Origin of the sequence: Brenneria izadpanahii (genome assembly GCF_017569925.1) — a bacterium.
Lineage (GTDB): Bacteria > Pseudomonadota > Gammaproteobacteria > Enterobacterales > Enterobacteriaceae > Brenneria > Brenneria izadpanahii.
On the sequence record NZ_CP050854.1, the window covers coordinates 2,830,093 to 2,846,463 of the forward strand.

Below are 16,371 nucleotides of genomic sequence, written 5' to 3' on the forward strand. Positions count from 1 at the left end.
GGCCATCGCCCCCTAACCCGACGATTGCCCTTGCGGCGTCGGTTTATGCCAAGAACACAATAGCCTAGCGAAAATTGTTATTAGCCTGCCCGGCAACGCAATGTTATTACTCAATAAACAGGAGATTGAATTCACTGCAACAGGAAAAGAAATAGCATGTCACAACCCCATGAGGACGCCATCGGACTCCCCGCGCTTGAAGCCCGCGTAAAACAGGATCTTGAATGGCTGGCCCAGCCGGCGAAGCGCTGGTTGCCGGTGACCGAGCACGCGGGCGCGCCGGTAAACGATGTCGTCATTATCGGCGCCGGAATGGCGGGGCTGGCCGCCGCGTTTGCCCTGCGCCTGCAAGGCATCGATGCCGTATTGTACGATAAAGCGCCAAAAGACGACGAAGGGCCGTGGGCGACCAGCGCGCGCATGGAAACGCTCCGTTCCCCCAAGCATTTGACCGGTCCCGCGCTGGATCTGCCTTCTCTGACCTTTCGCGCCTGGTATGAGGCGCAGTTCGGCCTGCAGGCCTGGAACGAACTGGACAAGATCCCGCGCCTGCAATGGGCGGACTATCTGCGCTGGTATCGTCGGGTTCTGGCGTTGGACGTCCGCAACGACCATACGCTGACCGATCTGAATCTTCGCAACGGCCGCCTGGTTGAGCTGACATTTCAGCATCGCGGGCAGTTCAGCGCCATCGCCGCGCGCAAGGTCATTCTCGCCACCGGCATGGATGCGTTTGGCGGGCCGTCGATCCCTGATTTTGTCGCTGAATTACCCAAACGCTACTGGGCGCATTCAGAGGAATCCATCGATTTCGCCGCGCTGGCCGGGCGCCGGGTGGCGGTCGTGGGCGGCAGCGCGACGGCGATGGATGTTTCAGCCACCGCGCTGGAAGCGGGCGCCGCGGGCGTGGAGATATTGATCCGCCGCCCCGATTTTCCGCGCGTCAACCGCTCGAAAGGCGCGGGCAACCCCGGTTTCGAATCCGGATATCCCGCCTTGCCCGATGCATGGAAATGGCGTCTGGCGCACCATATCGCCAGCGAGCAGATCCCGCCGCCGCATGGCAGCACGCTGCGGGTATCGCGTCATAAAAACGCCTGGTTCAACTTTAATGCGCCGGTGCAACGCGTAGAGCCGCAAGGCGGCGGCATCGTCGTCCATACCCCGCAGGGCGAAATCCCGGCGGATTTTTTGATCCTGGCTACGGGCTATCAGCTGGATTGGAACGCTCGCCCAGAGTTCCGCTCGCTGGCCGGTCAGGTAAAAACCTGGGAGGATGCCTGGCGGCCGCCGGCCGATCAGCAGAACGCGCAGTTGGCCCGTTACCCTTATTTGGGCGCGGATTTCGCGTTGCAGCCTAAACACGCCGACGCCCCGCCGGCGCTGTCGCGGCTGCACTGCTTCAGCTATCCGGCCCATCTCAGCAACGGACACGTGGTAGGGCTTATTCCCGGCATCAGTCACGGCGCCCGCACGCTGGCGCAGGCGATCGCCGGACAGCTGTACGTCGAAGACAGCGAATACCATTACCAGGCCATCCTTGATTATGACGAACCCGAACTGCTGGGCGATGAGTGGCGGCCAGCCACGCCTTATGCCTGGCGCCAGCGTTGATGGAGGAATCGATGCCTGAGGAAAAAAACCGCCGTCCCGTCGCGCTGGTCACCGGCGGCACCAGCGGCATCGGACTGGCCGTGGCGCACGATTTGGCTCGCGACCATCAGGTTTATGTCATCGGCCGCCGCCGCGCCGACGCGACGCCGCTGGCCGGACACCCAAACGTTATTCCGGTCAGTCTGGATTTACGCGACGGCGAGGCGCTCGCCGCCTGGGCCGCCGCCCTCGCCCGGCTGGATGTGCTGGTGCATTCCGCCGCCGTCTCACAGCCGTTTTCCGTCGCGGCGGCCACGCCGGAGATCTGGCGTCATCAGTTCGATATCAATCTGTTCGCCCCTGCGGAACTGACGCGCCTGACCCTGCCCGCGTTACGCGCCAGCCGGGGAAGCATCGTCTTTATCAACTCCGGCTCCGGAACGCGGCCGCTGGCGGGACATACCGTCTACTCCGCCAGCAAATTCGCCCTGCGCGCCCTGGCGGAAGCGCTGCGCAATGAAGAGCGGGAACATGGCGTAAGGGTCGCGACCGTTTATCCCGGACCGACGGACACGCCGATGAACCGCCCAGGGGAAGAGGACGATCCGCTGGCGCGCAGTTCGCCGCACTCGATCGCCAAAGCGGTGCGCCTGGTTATCGACACCGATGAAGATTCGCAAATCACCGAAGTCGTGGTGCGCCCCCGCCACGACCCGGCCCAACGCTAAACGATCATCCATGCGGCAAAGGAGCCTGAAATGACCGCGACTTCACGTATAAAAGCCCTGCTGGCGGGAGAAAGTCTGGCGCAGCCCGCCATATCCGGCTGGCTGCATTTGCCGCACGTCGATCGCGATCCCGCGGCGTTTATTCAGGAAACGATCCGCCTGACCGATGAAAACTGCTGGGATTTCATCAAGGTGATGTCGAACGGCCACTATATGGCCGAAGCCTATGGCGCGGACATCGTTTTTTCCCGCGATCCCGCGCAGTGGTCCGGCGTATTCCGCCGCTACCCGATAGCCAGCGCCGCCGATCTGCCGAATCTGCCGGCGCTGACGGCGGATAACCCGGTGCTGGCGCGGGAGATCGGAATTATCCGCGGCCTGGCCCGGCACTATCAGGGCAGCGTCCCTCTGCTGGCGACCTTGTTCACTCCGCTGACCTGGATACAGGAGATGACGCAATCCACCCAACCAGGCCCGACGCTGGCGTTTATCCGCAACCATCCTTCGGCGCTGCGTCAAGGGTTGGACGCTCTGCTGCAAACCAACCTAAACTTCCTTGACGCGCTGTTGCAGGCGGGTATCGACGGCATCTTTCTCGCCACCCAGTATGCGCGCGGCGATCTGCTGTCCGCGGCGGAGTACCAGACATTCTGCCGCCCTTATGATGAAGCGCTGCTCAACCATATAAAAGGCAAAACCTGGTTTAACATTCTGCATCTCCACGGCGAAAGCCAGCTGTTGTTCGAACCCTGTATCGACTACCAGGTTCAGGCGTTCAACTGGGAAAATGCTCCACAATCAGTTACACCGTCACAACGTGTCGGCGTCGCGCGCGTGCGCGCCATGACCGATAAGATTCTGATCGCCGGCATCGATCAAAACCGGGATTTTCATTACGACGGCGGGCGTCGGCCGGCTGTCAAGGCGCGCTTGCGCCAGCGGCTGATGCAGCTCAGAGAGGAAAGCGGCGATCGCGGTTTTATTTTCGCTCCCGGCTGCGCCCTGCCGCTCGACGCCGACGCGCGTCTGTTCACGCTGCTCGCCGAAATCAGCCGTGACGAGGGGGACGGGATGTGAGCGCCAGCGTGAGGAGAACGCATTTATACGCCACTACGTTGCCGTCAAACGCAAACTCGCGCCGGCGTGATTGCGTCATGAGACGCTGGCGCGATGTTTTCTAACAAAATTTCGCATAATCAATATCATTATTGTTCTTTGCTGTTTACATTTTCCTGTGAAAATATCACCTGTAGATACCGGACGGCTAGCCGTCCATATCGCGATGTCGCATCAGCCGACTGCATGATTCGCAAATGATAACTACAGGAAAATACGATGTTGATTCCCTATTCCGGGCAGAAGATCCGCACACTGGTTTCACTGGCATTACTAGGACTCAGCGGCGCAGCGCTTGCCGCAGATCAAACGCCTAAAACGGGCGGCACATTGGTTTATCTTGAACAGCAGGCCCACACCAACCTCTATCCGCCCGCCGGCGGTTTCTATCCCAACGGGGGGATACTGAATCAGATCACCGACAAGCTGACGTGGCAAAATCCGGATACGCTGCAAATAGAACCGTGGATTGCAGAATCCTGGACCATCAACGACGACAATACCGAATACACCTTTAAGATCCGCCCCGGCGTCACCTTCTCCGACGGTACGCCGCTGGACGCCAATGCGGTGGCGAAAAACTTCGATACCTACGGGCTGGGCAATAAAGCGCTGAACCTGCCGGTATCGGAAGTCATCAACAATTACCTGAAAAGTGAAGTCATCGATCCGCTGACGGTAAAATTTTACTTTAACAAACCGTCCCCCGGCTTCCTGCAAGGCACATCCGCCATCGGTTCCGGTCTGGTCTCGCTCGGCACGCTGGAGCGCAACTTCAACCAGCTCGGCAACGGACGCAATATTATCGGCTCCGGCCCGTTCGTCGTGGAAAGCGATCGGCCGGGCCGCGAAGTCAAGCTGACCGCGCGCAAAGACTATGACTGGGCGCCGCCGAGTTTTAGCCATCAGGGACGCCCCTACCTGGACGGCGTCAACATATTGGTGACCCCGGAAGACGGCGTGCGCATCGGCGCGTTGCTTTCGGGCCAGGCCGACGCGATCCGCCAAATCCAGGCTTACGATGAAAAACGCGTTCAGGATCAGGGCTTTTCTGTCTACGCGTCCGCCACGCGCGGCGTCAACAACAGCCTCTCCTTCCGTCCGGATAATCCGCTGGTCGCCGATTTGCGCGTCCGCCAGGCGCTGCTGCACGCCACCAACGCCAAAGAGATCGTCCAGACGCTGTTCTCGGCCAACTATCCGCAAGCCACCTCTCCCTTAGCGAAAACGGCGGCGGGCTATGTCGATCTGTCCGACAAGCTGACCTTCGATGCGGAAAAATCCTCCCGTCTGCTGGATGACGCCGGCTGGAAAACCGGGCCGCAGGGCGTGCGGCAAAAAGACGGGCAGGCGCTAATACTGACCGCGTATGAATCGCCGCCGCAGCCGCAGAACAAAGAAACGCTGCAACTGGTGGCGCAGCAGTGGGCGAAAATCGGGGTGAAGCTGAATATTCTGGCCGGTGATGCGGGCAGTAAAACCGTGGATAACCTCGATCCGCTAAAAACCGCGCTTTATCCCTCAATGGTGGGACGCGCCGATCCGGACGTGCTGAAAAGCCAGTTTTACCCGACCATCCGCAACGTCCTGCTGCAAAAAGGCGGCACCAGCGATAAGGTGAAAAACTTTGAAGATACCCGCCTTAACGCCCTGCTGGACGATATCGCCTCCGAAACGAACCACGAAAAACGCCTGGCGCTGGTAGGCGATGTGCAGCGCTACCTCATCGATCAGGCTTATGTGATCCCCATCTTTGAAGAACCGCAGGTCTATGCCGCCGCGCCCACTACCAAGGGCATCGATTTTGAAGCCGTCGGCCGGCCCAGCTTCTACAACACCTGGTTAGATAAGTAATCGCGCCCTCCTTGCCCCGCGCCGGCAAGGAGAGTAGCGAAAGAGGAACGATCATGAGCAGATATCTGACGATGCGTTTGGGGCAGGCGCTGATTGTATTGTGGGCCGCCTTTACGCTGTCCTTCATTCTGTTGCAGGCATTGCCGGGCGACGCGGTACTGATCAAATTCCAAAACCCGGAATTGGGTCTCAGCGCCGACCAAATCGCCCAACTGCGCTTGGCCTACGGCTCCGATACGCCGGTGCTGACGCAATATTTTCACGCGTTCGCCAACCTGCTGCACGGTAATCTCGGCATTTCTCTTCAGTCCGGCGTTCCGGTAACGGAATTACTGGCGGAAAACGTGCCGCCGACGCTGCTGCTGGCGTCATTAGGATTAGCCACATCAATCATCTTGGCGTTCCTGCTGGCGGGGCTCTCTTTTCTCAGCCCGTTCAGCAGCCTGCGGGCGGCGCTGCAATCGCTGCCGTCGCTGTTTATCTCCGTTCCCACGTTTTGGCTCGGCATCGTATTGATTCAGATCTTTTCTTTCCAGTTAGGACTGATTCCGGTGATCAATCCCGGCGAATGGGAAGGACTGATTCTGCCGACGCTCACCCTGGCTTTGCCGATCTCCGCGCCGCTGGCGCAAATTCTGATGCGCAGCATCGACCAGGTGCAAACGCAGCCCTTTGTCGCCGTTGCCCGCGCCAAAGGCGCCAGCCGTCTCGGCGTGTTGTGGCGTCACGTCATTCGCAACGCTCTGCTGCCGACGATTACCGTGGCGGGTCTATTGCTGGGCGAGCTGATCGCCGGCGCGCTGGTCACGGAAACGGTATTCGGGCGTAGCGGTCTGGGGCAACTGACGCGGGAGGCGGTCAATACCCAGGACAGCAGCGTTTTACAGGCGGTGGTGGTGATTTCAGCGGCGGCATTCGTCGCCATCAATCTGATTATCGACCTGCTGTATCCCCTGCTCGATCCCCGGCTGAAAAACACCACAGGAGTCGCATCATGACCATGGTTCATCAGGGAAAAATCAGCTTACGGCAAAAACACGCCGCGCTCTTCCATCATCGCCTGCAGCCGGGATTGATCGCCGCCTGGCTGGTTTTGTTCATCGTAATTTTGTGGGCGATCTTCCCGCATTGGTTTACCTCCTATAGTCCGATAGACGGCATCGCGGGGGCGCAGCGCCTGCCGCCGGGCGGCGGCTATATACTGGGCACCGACCAACTGGGGCGCGATCTCTATACGCGCATCGTGTACGGCTCGGTACACTCTTTGTCCGGCGCGGCGATCGCCGTCGGGCTGGGGCTGGCGCTGGGCAGCCTGCTCGGTCTGCTGGCCGGCGCGCTGGGCGGCTGGCTGGATAGCGTGGTGATGCGTTTCATCGATATTCTGCTCTCCATCCCCGGACTGCTGTTGGCGTTGAGCGTCATCATTCTGCTGGGATTCGGTACGGTCAACGCCGCCATCGCCGTCGGGATTACCTCCATCGCCAGCTTCACCCGGCTAATCCGCGCCGAGGCTCTACAGGTAAAGCACAGCGACTATGTCGAAGCGGCCTACGGCAGCGGCGGCTCATTCTTTAGCGTGTTATGGCGTCATATTTTGCCCAACACGCTGAACACGGTGTTCGCCTTTGCCGCCTTACAGTTCGGCAACGCCATTCTGGCGATCTCCACCTTAAGTTTTCTCGGTTATGGCGCGCCGCCGCCCACCCCGGAATGGGGGCTGCTGATTGCCGAGGGACGCAATTATCTCTCGACCGCCTGGTGGTTAACCACCTTCCCCGGCCTGGTCGTGGTGTTGGTGGTACTGTCCGCCAACCGTATTAGCCAGTCTCTGCGGAGGGAACAGCCATGAGTCGGCATCAAGACAACGCCGCGCCGCCGGTGCTGGATCTGGAGGATGTCGCCATCAGCTACCGGGCGCGAGGCGTGGAACGGACGGTGGTGGAAGGCGTATCTTTCTCCATCAACCCCGGTGAAGTCGTCGCGTTGGTCGGCGAGTCGGGCTCAGGGAAGACCACCACGGCGCAAGCAGTGATCGGCCTTCTCGCCGAAAACGGACGCCTGATACGCGGCGCAATCCGGCTTAACGGCACCGATATCAGCCGCTGGCCGCAAAAACGGATGGACGCCATCCGCGGCGCCCGCATCAGTTTGATCCCCCAGGATCCGACCAGTTCGCTTAATCCGGTTAAAACCATCGGCGAACAGGTGGATGAAATTCTGCGTCTGCACCTGAGCGCCTCTAAACGCGCCATTCGGGAAAAGACGCTGTCTCTCCTGGCCCGTGTGGGGCTGACGCAGCCGGAGCTGCGGGTAAGGCAGTATCCGCATGAGCTGTCGGGCGGCATGAAACAGCGGGTGCTCATCGCCATTGCCGTGGCGCTGAAACCCGCGCTGATTATCGCCGACGAGCCAACCAGCGCATTGGACGTTACGGTACAAAAACGCGTGCTCGACCTGTTGGACGAACTGCGGCGGGAAAGCGGCACGGCGGTGCTGTTCGTCACGCATGATTTGGGCGTAGCGGCGGAACGCGCCGATCGCCTGTTGGTATTTCAAAAGGGTTACATTCAGGAACAAGGCCCGACGCGTGAAGTGCTGAATGCGCCGCGCAGCCAATACGCCCAGGCGCTGCTGGCCGACGTGCCGTCGCTAAATCCGTCGCCGCGCCCGCTCCGGCTCGCCACCGGAGACGTGGCGGTCAAGGTGGAAAATCTGATACAGGAATACCGGCTGGGAGGACGGCAAGCGGCGTCTTTCCGCGCCGTTGACGATATTTCGTTCACGGTCGAACGCGGCACCACGCACGCCATCGTGGGTGAATCAGGCTCCGGAAAAACCACTACCGCGCGCAGCCTGCTCGGCTTCCATCGTCCGACTTCGGGGCGCATTCTGATCGACAATACGGATATCACCCGGCTGAAAGGCGAAACGCTGCGCCAGTTCCGGCAAAAAATCCAGTTGGTGTACCAGAATCCGTTCAGTTCGCTCGATCCCTCGCAGCGGCTGTTCGATATCGTGGAAGAGCCATTACGCAATTTTAATCGCTATAGCCGGACGCAGCGCCGCGACAAGGTGCACGATATCTTTGAACGCGTCGCGCTGCCGCACACGCTGCTGGCCAGAAAGCCGCATGAACTCTCCGGCGGGCAGCGTCAACGCGTCGCCATCGCGCGCGCGCTGGTGCTGGAGCCGCAAGTGTTGGTGCTGGACGAAGCCGTATCGGCGCTGGATGTGACCGTTCAGGCGCAGATCCTGCGTCTGCTGGAGGAGCTTCAGCGCTCGCTGGGATTGACCTACATCTTCATTTCGCACGATCTGGCCGTTGTTCGCCAAATCGCCGATACCGTGACCGTGCTGCACCACGGGAAACAGGTGGAGTCCGGACCGGTAGAACACATCTTCACCCATTCAACCCATCGCTATACGCGAGAACTGATCGAGGCCATTCCCGGCCCTTTGCCGTCATCAGCATTTACGTTACAGGAGACCGTATGACCCGGCATGAGCATGACATTCTGAATACACTGGCCGAGATTGCCCCGGACAGCGAACTGGCGCAGGCGCGCCATACGCGCGATGCGGCGGCCCGGCATACCGAAGGCAGCTATCGGGCGCTGTTTTCCGCCGACGATGGAAACAGCGCGCTGCCGCTGTCGTTACGGCTATGGCTGGCGGAAAACATCAGCGCCTGGCATCAGGACGGCCGGCTGCAACGCTTTTACGCCCAGCGCCGGAAAGACTTCCCCGCGCCGCCGCAAACGCCAGCGATCGACGCGGCGTTGCAACACGCCGAACGCCTGACGCTCGACCCGGTCGGCGGCTCCCCAGCCGATTTGCAGGCGCTGCTCGCAGCCGGATGGACGGAGGATGATATAGTTACGTTGTCACAGACAACCGCATTCGTCAGCTTTCAGAGCCGCTTGTTGCGCGGCTACCGGCTGTTGGCGGGACACGAGGTCGATAATCCGCCGCCGCGGAACGCCACGGCCGGACGCTGGCATACGCACGAACGCACGCTGAGCGGCCAGCGCGCGCCGCAGGCGTTTACTCAGGCCGATCTCGGCTGGGAACCCTGGATCGCCCCTAAAGCGCTAAACGAATTTAACGCCGATGAGCAAGCCCTTCTCGCGCGGTTCGGCCATAGCGACTCGGACTATTTTCGCCTGTTGGGACGCGATCTGCCGGTGCTGGAACAGCGAACGCTGACGGACAAAGGGATTTTTTACACTTCGGGCGGTCTGCCGCGCGCGGAACGCGAGCTGGCGGCGGCGGTCGCCAGCAAGGTCAACGGCTGTATTTTCTGCGCCTCGGTTCATGCGCGCAAAGCCAGCCAGCTTTCCAAGCAAAACGATGCGGTGCAACGGCTGTTGGACGCGCCGCCCGGCGCGGATCTCGCCCAGGAACAAAATCCGCGCTGGCAGGCGATTATCGCCTTCGCCGCCCGCCTTTCCTCCACGCCGGCGCAAGTGAATGCGCACGATCTGGCGCGCCTGCGCGAACATGGGCTGAATACGCTGGAAATTTTGGATCTGGTGCAATCCGCGGCCTTCTTTGCCTGGGCCAACCGGCTGATGCTGACGTTGGGCGAGCCGTTCTGGCCCGCACATTAAGGAAGAAGCGTATCCCTCGGCGGGCTGAGGGATACCCATAACTGGGTTTGGGGTTGACGTGCCGTCAGCCCCCCACCCTTTGTATGTAATATTCGCCTCTTTGACCAGCCGATCTACTGCAGATTTTGCGTAGATGCCAGTGCCAGGAATTCAGTTTTTGGTTCAGGTTTTTACACGGCCAGCGCCAAAAACGGTCATTTGAAGCGCCTCGGTGCGCTAACCAATGTGGCGTTAAGCAATAACCGATTCATGAATCATCTGAAGAAATCATCAACCGCATCATTCCAATCGTGCCCCGAAATAGACCACTCCTGATTGATTGAGGGCGGAAAACCGCTCCGGCAGTATCCATTTTTAGTTACGAAGTTAAACACGCCGTGCGGATAGCCATTAATCAAAAGCACACATTTCTTGCCGTCTTCCGACCAGCCAATCTTTACGTCAGACGGAATGTTGCCGTCTGAAATGTCTTCTGCATTATAAATATGCAGAGCATCCTGAATGGGGTTACCATCAACCGCCCCATCGAGGGCATAGAAATACCCGGTTTCTCCATCATCTTCAAATACCGCAGCAAACGCCCCCTCTGGCGCCGGACTTTCTATCACTTGCGGTTCGCCTACAATGAGTTGGGCCTGAGCCGTAACCAGTATTGTCATTTTGAATCTCCTTAAAATTCATACCTGAATATTTTCCCATATTGTAGGTATTAATGTAAGTAACATTGATATGTAACCTTTTGATTGTCATGACTTACTGGTAATTACGTCTTCATTTGACATATCTGAGTCTATTGAAGTCCGATGCAGCCGTAGGCAAGCTGCGGAGGCGTTGTTGCAAAATAAGAAGACGAAATAGCTTGCTTTAACCCGGTAGCTTATCCGCTAAAATTGCGCTGCAAACGGCCGATGACTTCAATCAGCCGCGTGCGCGGCAGGGCAAAATTCAAACGCATGAAACCGGCTCCGGACGTCCCGAAGTGAAGGCCGCTCTCAAGCAATAATCCCGCATCATTAAGCAACCGCCGCTCCAGCGCCTGCTGAGATAGCCCGGTTTTTCCAAAATCCAGCCAGGCAAGATGGCTGCCTTGCGTTTCGACCAAATCGATAGTGGGAATCCGTTCGATCCCTTCCCGTAACAGCGCATAATTATTCTTTAGATAACCGATCAGCGCATCCAGCCAATCCGCTCCGTGGCGGTAAGCCGCATCCGCGGCGTAAAGCGCAAAGACGTTGGGTTTATGTATGCAGAGTCGCCGAAAAACGGCGCTGATTTTTTCTCTGATCGCCGGATTGCGGATAATCAGGTTGGCGATTTGGATGCCTTCAATATTGAAGGTCTTTCCAGGCGAGGTGAAGGTTACGGTGAAATCCGCGAACTGCTCGCTAAGACTGGCCAGCGGCGTATAGGGCACATCACCGATGATCAGATCATGATGGACGTCATCCGACAGCAGCAGCAAATTATGCCGCTGACAGAAGAGGCCGATTTCCCGCAGTTCATCCGCCCGCCAGACTTTACCGATGGGATTGTGCGGATTACACAAAATCATGAGACGGGTTTTGCCGGTAATCCTGCGCTCAAGCTGAGATATATCCAGCGTATAACCGCTATCGTCTTTATCCAATATCACGTCAATGGCATTGCGTCCGGTCTGGTCGATAACGCGGGCAAAAGCGCCGAATCCCGGCGAGAGGATCAGGATATCGTCTTGCGGTTCGCTCAACGTTTGAATAACCGCATCCATAGCGGTTTCCACCAAGTTGACGGGCAGCGCCCACTCCGTTTGAATTTGCCAACCGTGCCTTGACGCCAGCCAGTTCCGCAGCGGTTCGATAACCAGTCCGGAATATTCGGTATAGCCAAAAACGCCGTGTTCGATCACATCATACAGCGCTTGCGACACCGCCGGCGGCGATTTGAAATCCATATCGGCAATCCACAGCGGAATTACCGGCTCTCCGGCCGCATTGACCTGATTCGCCGCCGCGAGCCATTTGGTGGAATTTCTGTTATGCCGGTCAATAATGCGATCAAAGTCATAATGCACGATGTTTCCCCTTTCAGTCTCCAAGCCCAACAGCATGGGTATGTACATCCGGCCTTTGCGCCGGCGCATTGAATGAATGAGCTTAGTTTCAATAAGGAAATATTCAGGCTAGCATAGCTCCGGAATATTCAGTATATAACTTAAACTCACTTAATATTCCATTTAACTCCGCCATGCTTCAAGCCGCGGGTGCGCCGCCCGGCGCGATATCATTATTTCTCGCCATTATAATAAATATGCATTTCTAATAAGCATGCCATTATATATTTCTGTTTCATACCGCGAGATTTTTAACTTTTAATTATATTCCCATTCAATCATTTACAGAGAACAAAATAAACTTACAATCTCGGAGGATAAAAAAACGTTTAAATTATCCGCCATTTGCAGATTTCAAATATCGACAGCCATAAATCATATTTCTGCTACTATTCGCCAGGTACTAGAGTTATTAATTATCGGTGAATCGCATTAATTGACTCAATACCGCTAATTGGCCGATCTCTTTCGCTGGCCTATACCCTGAATAATTCGAGTTGCAGGAGACAAAATGAACGTTATTACCCTGGCCGGTAGTCCGCGTTTTCCATCCCGCTCCACCGCGCTTCTTATCTTTGCCCAACGCTGGCTTGAGCAAAAAAGAATTAACGTTCTTCCCTGGAATTTATTTAATTTTAATCCGGAAGATTTGCTTTATGCCCAATTTGATAGCCCCGGTCTGAAGGTTTTCATCGACCAGTTGGCCGGTGCCGATGGGGTGATCATCAGTACGCCCGTTTATAAAGCCTCCTTTTCCGGCGCGTTGAAAACCCTGCTCGACCTGCTGCCGGAGCGCGCGTTTGCCAATAAAGTGATTTTGCCGGTGGCCTGCGGCGGCTCTTCCCGCCATATGCTGGCGCTGGATTATGCGCTGAAACCCGTGCTTAACGCATTAAAAGCGAAGGAGATACTCTGCGGCGTTTTCGCAGAGGAGAGTCAGATAACCCACTACGATCACACGCCGGTATTCAGCGCATCGCTTGAAGAGCATCTGGCGACTTCGCTCGGGGACTTTGCCCGCGCGCTGGAGCGCCAGAGCAACGCCGGCGCGCTAGCAGAATAACGATTGCTCGCTCTCGATATCAAACAGGTGACAATGCGTCATATCGAAGCGCAGCCGCAAATTATCGCCATGACCGACGGCCTTACACGGCGCGAAAGGGATGCGGGCGATCATTCTGACGCTGTTTAACTCAAAGTAGGCGAACAGTTCATTTCCCATCGCCTCGACCACGCTAATCCGCGCGGCTATCACGTTATCCGTCTCCGTCGGGGACGCCACCGTCACGTGTTCCGGCCGCAGCCCGAACCAGACCTCCCGGCCGAGATGCTCCGCCGCACGGCGCGCCTTTTCCGCCGGCAGTTTCAGTTCGACGCCATCAGCGAGCCGAACGCCGACATCGGCGCCATCGCCTACCAGCCTGGCCTTGCTGACGTTCATCGCCGGCGAGCCGATAAATCCGGCGACAAAGCGGTTGGCGGGATATTGGTACAGGTTCATCGGCGTGTCCACCTGCATCACCCGCCCCTGATTGAGCACGCAGATGCGATCGCCCAGCGTCATCGCCTCCACCTGGTCGTGGGTGACGTAGATCATGGTGGCGTTCTGCCCTTCAAGTTTCAGAGCGTTGTGCAACTGGGCAATGCTGACGCGGGTGGAGACCCGCAGTCTGGCATCCAGATTGGAGAGCGGCTCGTCAAACAAAAAAACCTCCGGCTTGCGCACCATGGCGCGCCCCAGCGCGACCCGCTGCCGCTGGCCGCCCGACATCTCTCCCGGCTTGTTGGGCAACAGATGGTCGATCTCCAGCGTGCGCGCCGCTTCCTGAATGCGCCGCTCGATTTCCGCCTTCGGCAATTTTTGCTGCTTTAGGCCGAACGCCATATTTTCGTATGCCGACATATGAGGATAGAGGGCGTAGTTCTGAAATACCATGGCGATGCCGCGATCTTTGGGCGCCAGATGATTTACCGTTCTGCCGCCGATGGCGATCTCGCCTTCGCTGATCTCTTCGAGTCCGGCAATCATGCGCAAAATGGTCGATTTGGCGCAGCCGGACGGGCCGACGAACACCATGAACTCCCCTTCGGCGATGGTAAGATCGATGCCATGCACCGCCTTGTAGCCGTTGGGGTAGACTTTCTCTACTCCTCGCAGCGCTACTCCAGCCATACCCGTTTCCCCTCGTCATAATCTAACTGCCGTAACCGGAAGGCATTAAAGTCCGCCACCGATGACAGGATCATATCCGCATAAGGCTCCAGATCCTCCCGGCTGGCGGCGCCGGTCAGCACCCCTACGCGTTTGGCGCCGGCGTTGCGGCCGAACAACATATCGGAAACGGTATCGCCGAAGATGACGATATCGCCGGCGTTGAGATCGCAGCGGGCGCAGAACCGGTGGAGCAGAACGGGCGCGGGTTTGGGCGCGATATCGCCGTCGGAATAGCCGATATAGTCGAACAAATGGTAGATCCCCGCCTTCTCAAGGCTGAATATTGTGGCGTCTTTGCTGTCCGCCGTCGCCACGCCGAGTTTGAAACCCTGCTCCTTTAACCCGGCCAACGTCTCTTTCACTCCCGGCAACGCGCGGATCAACAGCGGATTTTCTTCCACCTGCGAGTTAAACAACCCTTTCACCTGACGGGTAAATAGCGCCAAATCGCCGGAGATAGCCATCAGCCGATACCACGCTTTGGCGATATCTTCCGCCGGATGCGTCGCCAGCAGACCATGGTTGGCGATACGATCGCCCGATGCGCCGATGGCCGTCAGCAGCGATTGCGCGCTGACGGTAACGTTCGGGTGCGCTTGCAGCAAACGCGCCGCCACCGCGCGGGCAATCAGCAGCCACATGGAATGAAACTCCAGCAGAGTGCCGTCTTTATCGAAAAGCAATCCTTTAAATCTCATGGCGATTCATCATCTCCAGCAGTTCGCCCCAGGTTTGCGCTTTGGGCCGCTCGAATAGGGCGGACCGGCCGTTATAAACCGGATTGATCAGCGCTTCGAACTCATTGCGTCGGCCGTCATCGCCCACCCGGCGGATATCGATTCTCGCCCAGGCGCGGCGGCCAAGATCCAGCGAGAAACGCACCGGCTGCCGTTCCAACGGATAGCTGGCGACACATTCGCCGTCGACGATACATTCGGCGATATAACGGCGCGCCGTATCCGTCACCGCCAGCCGGTAATCGACCATGCCGCCGCCGACGTCTTCGCCGGGCAGCACGGCTCCATCGTTGATGGCGAAATCCAGCCCACAACCGCGCTCAATATAGACGTTGCCCCGGCGCAACCCGCGCAGAATGCCGTTTCCGCTCAGCCCCTGCGCATAAACGAAGGTGGAGGGATCGCCGTAAATCGAAGGTTCGGTGGCGTTGGGGTTACGCTCGCTGGGCGTCAGATGGGAATCGCTGCCGCCGACGGCGGCAATTCGGCGACCGGCGTTCCACATGGCGCTGAGCACCCGCAAGGCGTCATCGGCGGCCTGCGGCGAGGTGGACCAGGTAGGATCGCAACACACTTCCAGCGTGTTCACCCGGCTGAGCGGCATATCGCGGTACAGCCAGTGCCACGGCTTCATCATCGGATGGTTGATGCTGATGGCGCCGAGTCCGTCTCCGACCATCGCCAATCCCCGCGCGATCAGCGCTTCGCTTGAGTATGCGAGGCCGTTCATATCAAGGCCGCGCGCCGGCCCGTGCACGTTGAAGTGTCCCAAATCGGTGGTGATTTCAATGCCCGGCAGGATCAGCGTGTTCTCCATCAGCGGCAGATCGGGATGGCAGCTGTTGTGTTCGGTCAGAAAGAAGAAATCCAGCTGTTGCCTTGCGACGATATCCACCACGGCGTCAATGGCGTTGTGGCCGTCCGACAGCACGCTGTGGGCATGCAGATCGCCGCGATACCAGCGGGTTGCGGGATTTTTTTCGGCGTCGTAATCGAAAATAATCCGATTATCGCTATCAAGCGACGGCGCCGTCGGCACGCCGATGTCCAGCGGCGGCGCGTCGAATTCAATCTGGATATGGTACGGCAGCGCCTCGGTCGCTCGCCGTTCGCCCTCCATGCGGTAAACATGCAGCCGCCACTCCCCGGCCGCGATCTCGCCTTTGAAACCGCCGAGCGAGGCGCTTTCGCGGCTGATGACCAGCCGTTTTTCGCTTTTTTCAAACAGAATATTGGCGCGTATGCGTCCCTGCGGATCGTACAGGTAAACATAAATCAGCCCTTTTTTCTCCGTATGGCCCTGCAAGGCGATGCTGCCGGTGTCGGCGGGCACGGAGAAAGAGAACGCGTTGTGTCCGAAGCTCAACTCGCCGCTGAAAGTCGTCATGGATGATTCCTGTGAAAAGCAAGAGGTAAACAAGGCGGCGCG

14 protein-coding genes are annotated in these 16,371 nt (G+C 58.3%); 9 read left to right on the forward strand and 5 right to left on the reverse strand.

The window, feature by feature from the left end; genetic code table 11:
• Positions 1-156 precede the first annotated feature (156 nt).
• The 8 genes from HC231_RS12740 (at position 157) to HC231_RS12775 (ending at position 9,901) form a co-directional block, all read left to right on the forward strand.
• Positions 157-1,614 (forward strand): FAD-dependent oxidoreductase, encoded by a 1,458-nt coding sequence (locus tag HC231_RS12740; RefSeq protein ID WP_208227010.1) that lies wholly within the window; start codon positions 157-159, stop codon positions 1,612-1,614.
• Positions 1,615-1,625: 11 nt separating this feature from the next.
• Entirely contained in the window at positions 1,626-2,321 is a 696-nt protein-coding gene (locus HC231_RS12745) for an SDR family oxidoreductase (protein ID WP_208227011.1), read from the forward strand.
• 30 nt (positions 2,322-2,351) lie between these two features.
• Entirely contained in the window at positions 2,352-3,398 is a 1,047-nt protein-coding gene (locus HC231_RS12750) for a uroporphyrinogen decarboxylase family protein (protein ID WP_208227012.1), read from the forward strand.
• A 258-nt stretch (positions 3,399-3,656) separates the two neighbouring features.
• A complete protein-coding gene (locus tag HC231_RS12755) occupies positions 3,657-5,291 on the forward strand; it encodes a TIGR04028 family ABC transporter substrate-binding protein (RefSeq protein WP_208227013.1) in 1,635 nt (544 codons plus the stop codon).
• A 53-nt stretch (positions 5,292-5,344) separates the two neighbouring features.
• Positions 5,345-6,289 (forward strand): ABC transporter permease, encoded by a 945-nt coding sequence (locus HC231_RS12760; RefSeq protein ID WP_208227014.1) that lies wholly within the window; start codon positions 5,345-5,347, stop codon positions 6,287-6,289.
• Entirely contained in the window at positions 6,286-7,140 is an 855-nt protein-coding gene (locus tag HC231_RS12765; protein ID WP_208227015.1) for an ABC transporter permease, read from the forward strand. Before HC231_RS12760 ends, HC231_RS12765 begins: the two co-directional genes overlap by 4 nt.
• Positions 7,137-8,786, forward strand: a complete 1,650-nt coding sequence (locus HC231_RS12770) for a dipeptide ABC transporter ATP-binding protein (protein WP_208227016.1) — start codon at positions 7,137-7,139, stop codon at positions 8,784-8,786. The genes HC231_RS12765 and HC231_RS12770 overlap by 4 nt, the downstream gene beginning before the upstream one ends.
• On the forward strand, positions 8,783-9,901 hold the full coding sequence (locus HC231_RS12775; protein WP_208227017.1) for an alkylhydroperoxidase domain protein: 1,119 nt from the start codon (positions 8,783-8,785) through the stop codon (positions 9,899-9,901). Before HC231_RS12770 ends, HC231_RS12775 begins: the two co-directional genes overlap by 4 nt.
• A 254-nt stretch (positions 9,902-10,155) precedes the next feature.
• Here the strand turns inward: HC231_RS12775 and HC231_RS12780 are convergent, their stop codons facing one another.
• Positions 10,156-10,560 carry a DUF2251 domain-containing protein gene (locus HC231_RS12780; RefSeq protein WP_208227018.1) on the reverse strand — a complete coding sequence of 135 codons (405 nt, stop codon included), beginning with the start codon at positions 10,558-10,560 and terminating at the stop codon, positions 10,156-10,158.
• Between the two features lie 218 nt (positions 10,561-10,778).
• Positions 10,779-11,951: a MalY/PatB family protein gene (locus HC231_RS12785; RefSeq protein ID WP_208227019.1), complete on the reverse strand. Its 1,173-nt coding sequence runs from the start codon at positions 11,949-11,951 to the stop codon at positions 10,779-10,781.
• A gap of 550 nt (positions 11,952-12,501) precedes the next feature.
• On the opposite strand from HC231_RS12785, the gene ssuE reads away from it, so the two are divergent.
• Positions 12,502-13,053, forward strand: a complete 552-nt coding sequence (gene ssuE, locus HC231_RS12790; protein ID WP_208227020.1) for an NADPH-dependent FMN reductase — start codon at positions 12,502-12,504, stop codon at positions 13,051-13,053.
• On the opposite strand, the gene HC231_RS12795 is transcribed toward ssuE, so the two are convergent.
• Genes HC231_RS12795 through HC231_RS12805 form a run of 3 tightly spaced genes read right to left on the reverse strand, consistent with a single transcriptional unit; the run spans position 13,042 to position 16,329 of the window.
• Positions 13,042-14,163: an ABC transporter ATP-binding protein gene (locus HC231_RS12795; protein ID WP_208227021.1), complete on the reverse strand. Its 1,122-nt coding sequence runs from the start codon at positions 14,161-14,163 to the stop codon at positions 13,042-13,044. The genes ssuE and HC231_RS12795 overlap by 12 nt on opposite strands.
• Positions 14,151-14,903: an HAD family hydrolase gene (locus tag HC231_RS12800; protein ID WP_208227022.1), complete on the reverse strand. Its 753-nt coding sequence runs from the start codon at positions 14,901-14,903 to the stop codon at positions 14,151-14,153. The genes HC231_RS12795 and HC231_RS12800 overlap by 13 nt, the downstream gene beginning before the upstream one ends.
• Positions 14,893-16,329 carry a CehA/McbA family metallohydrolase gene (locus HC231_RS12805; protein WP_208227023.1) on the reverse strand — a complete coding sequence of 479 codons (1,437 nt, stop codon included), beginning with the start codon at positions 16,327-16,329 and terminating at the stop codon, positions 14,893-14,895. Before HC231_RS12805 ends, HC231_RS12800 begins: the two co-directional genes overlap by 11 nt.
• Positions 16,330-16,371: the final 42 nt, after the last annotated feature.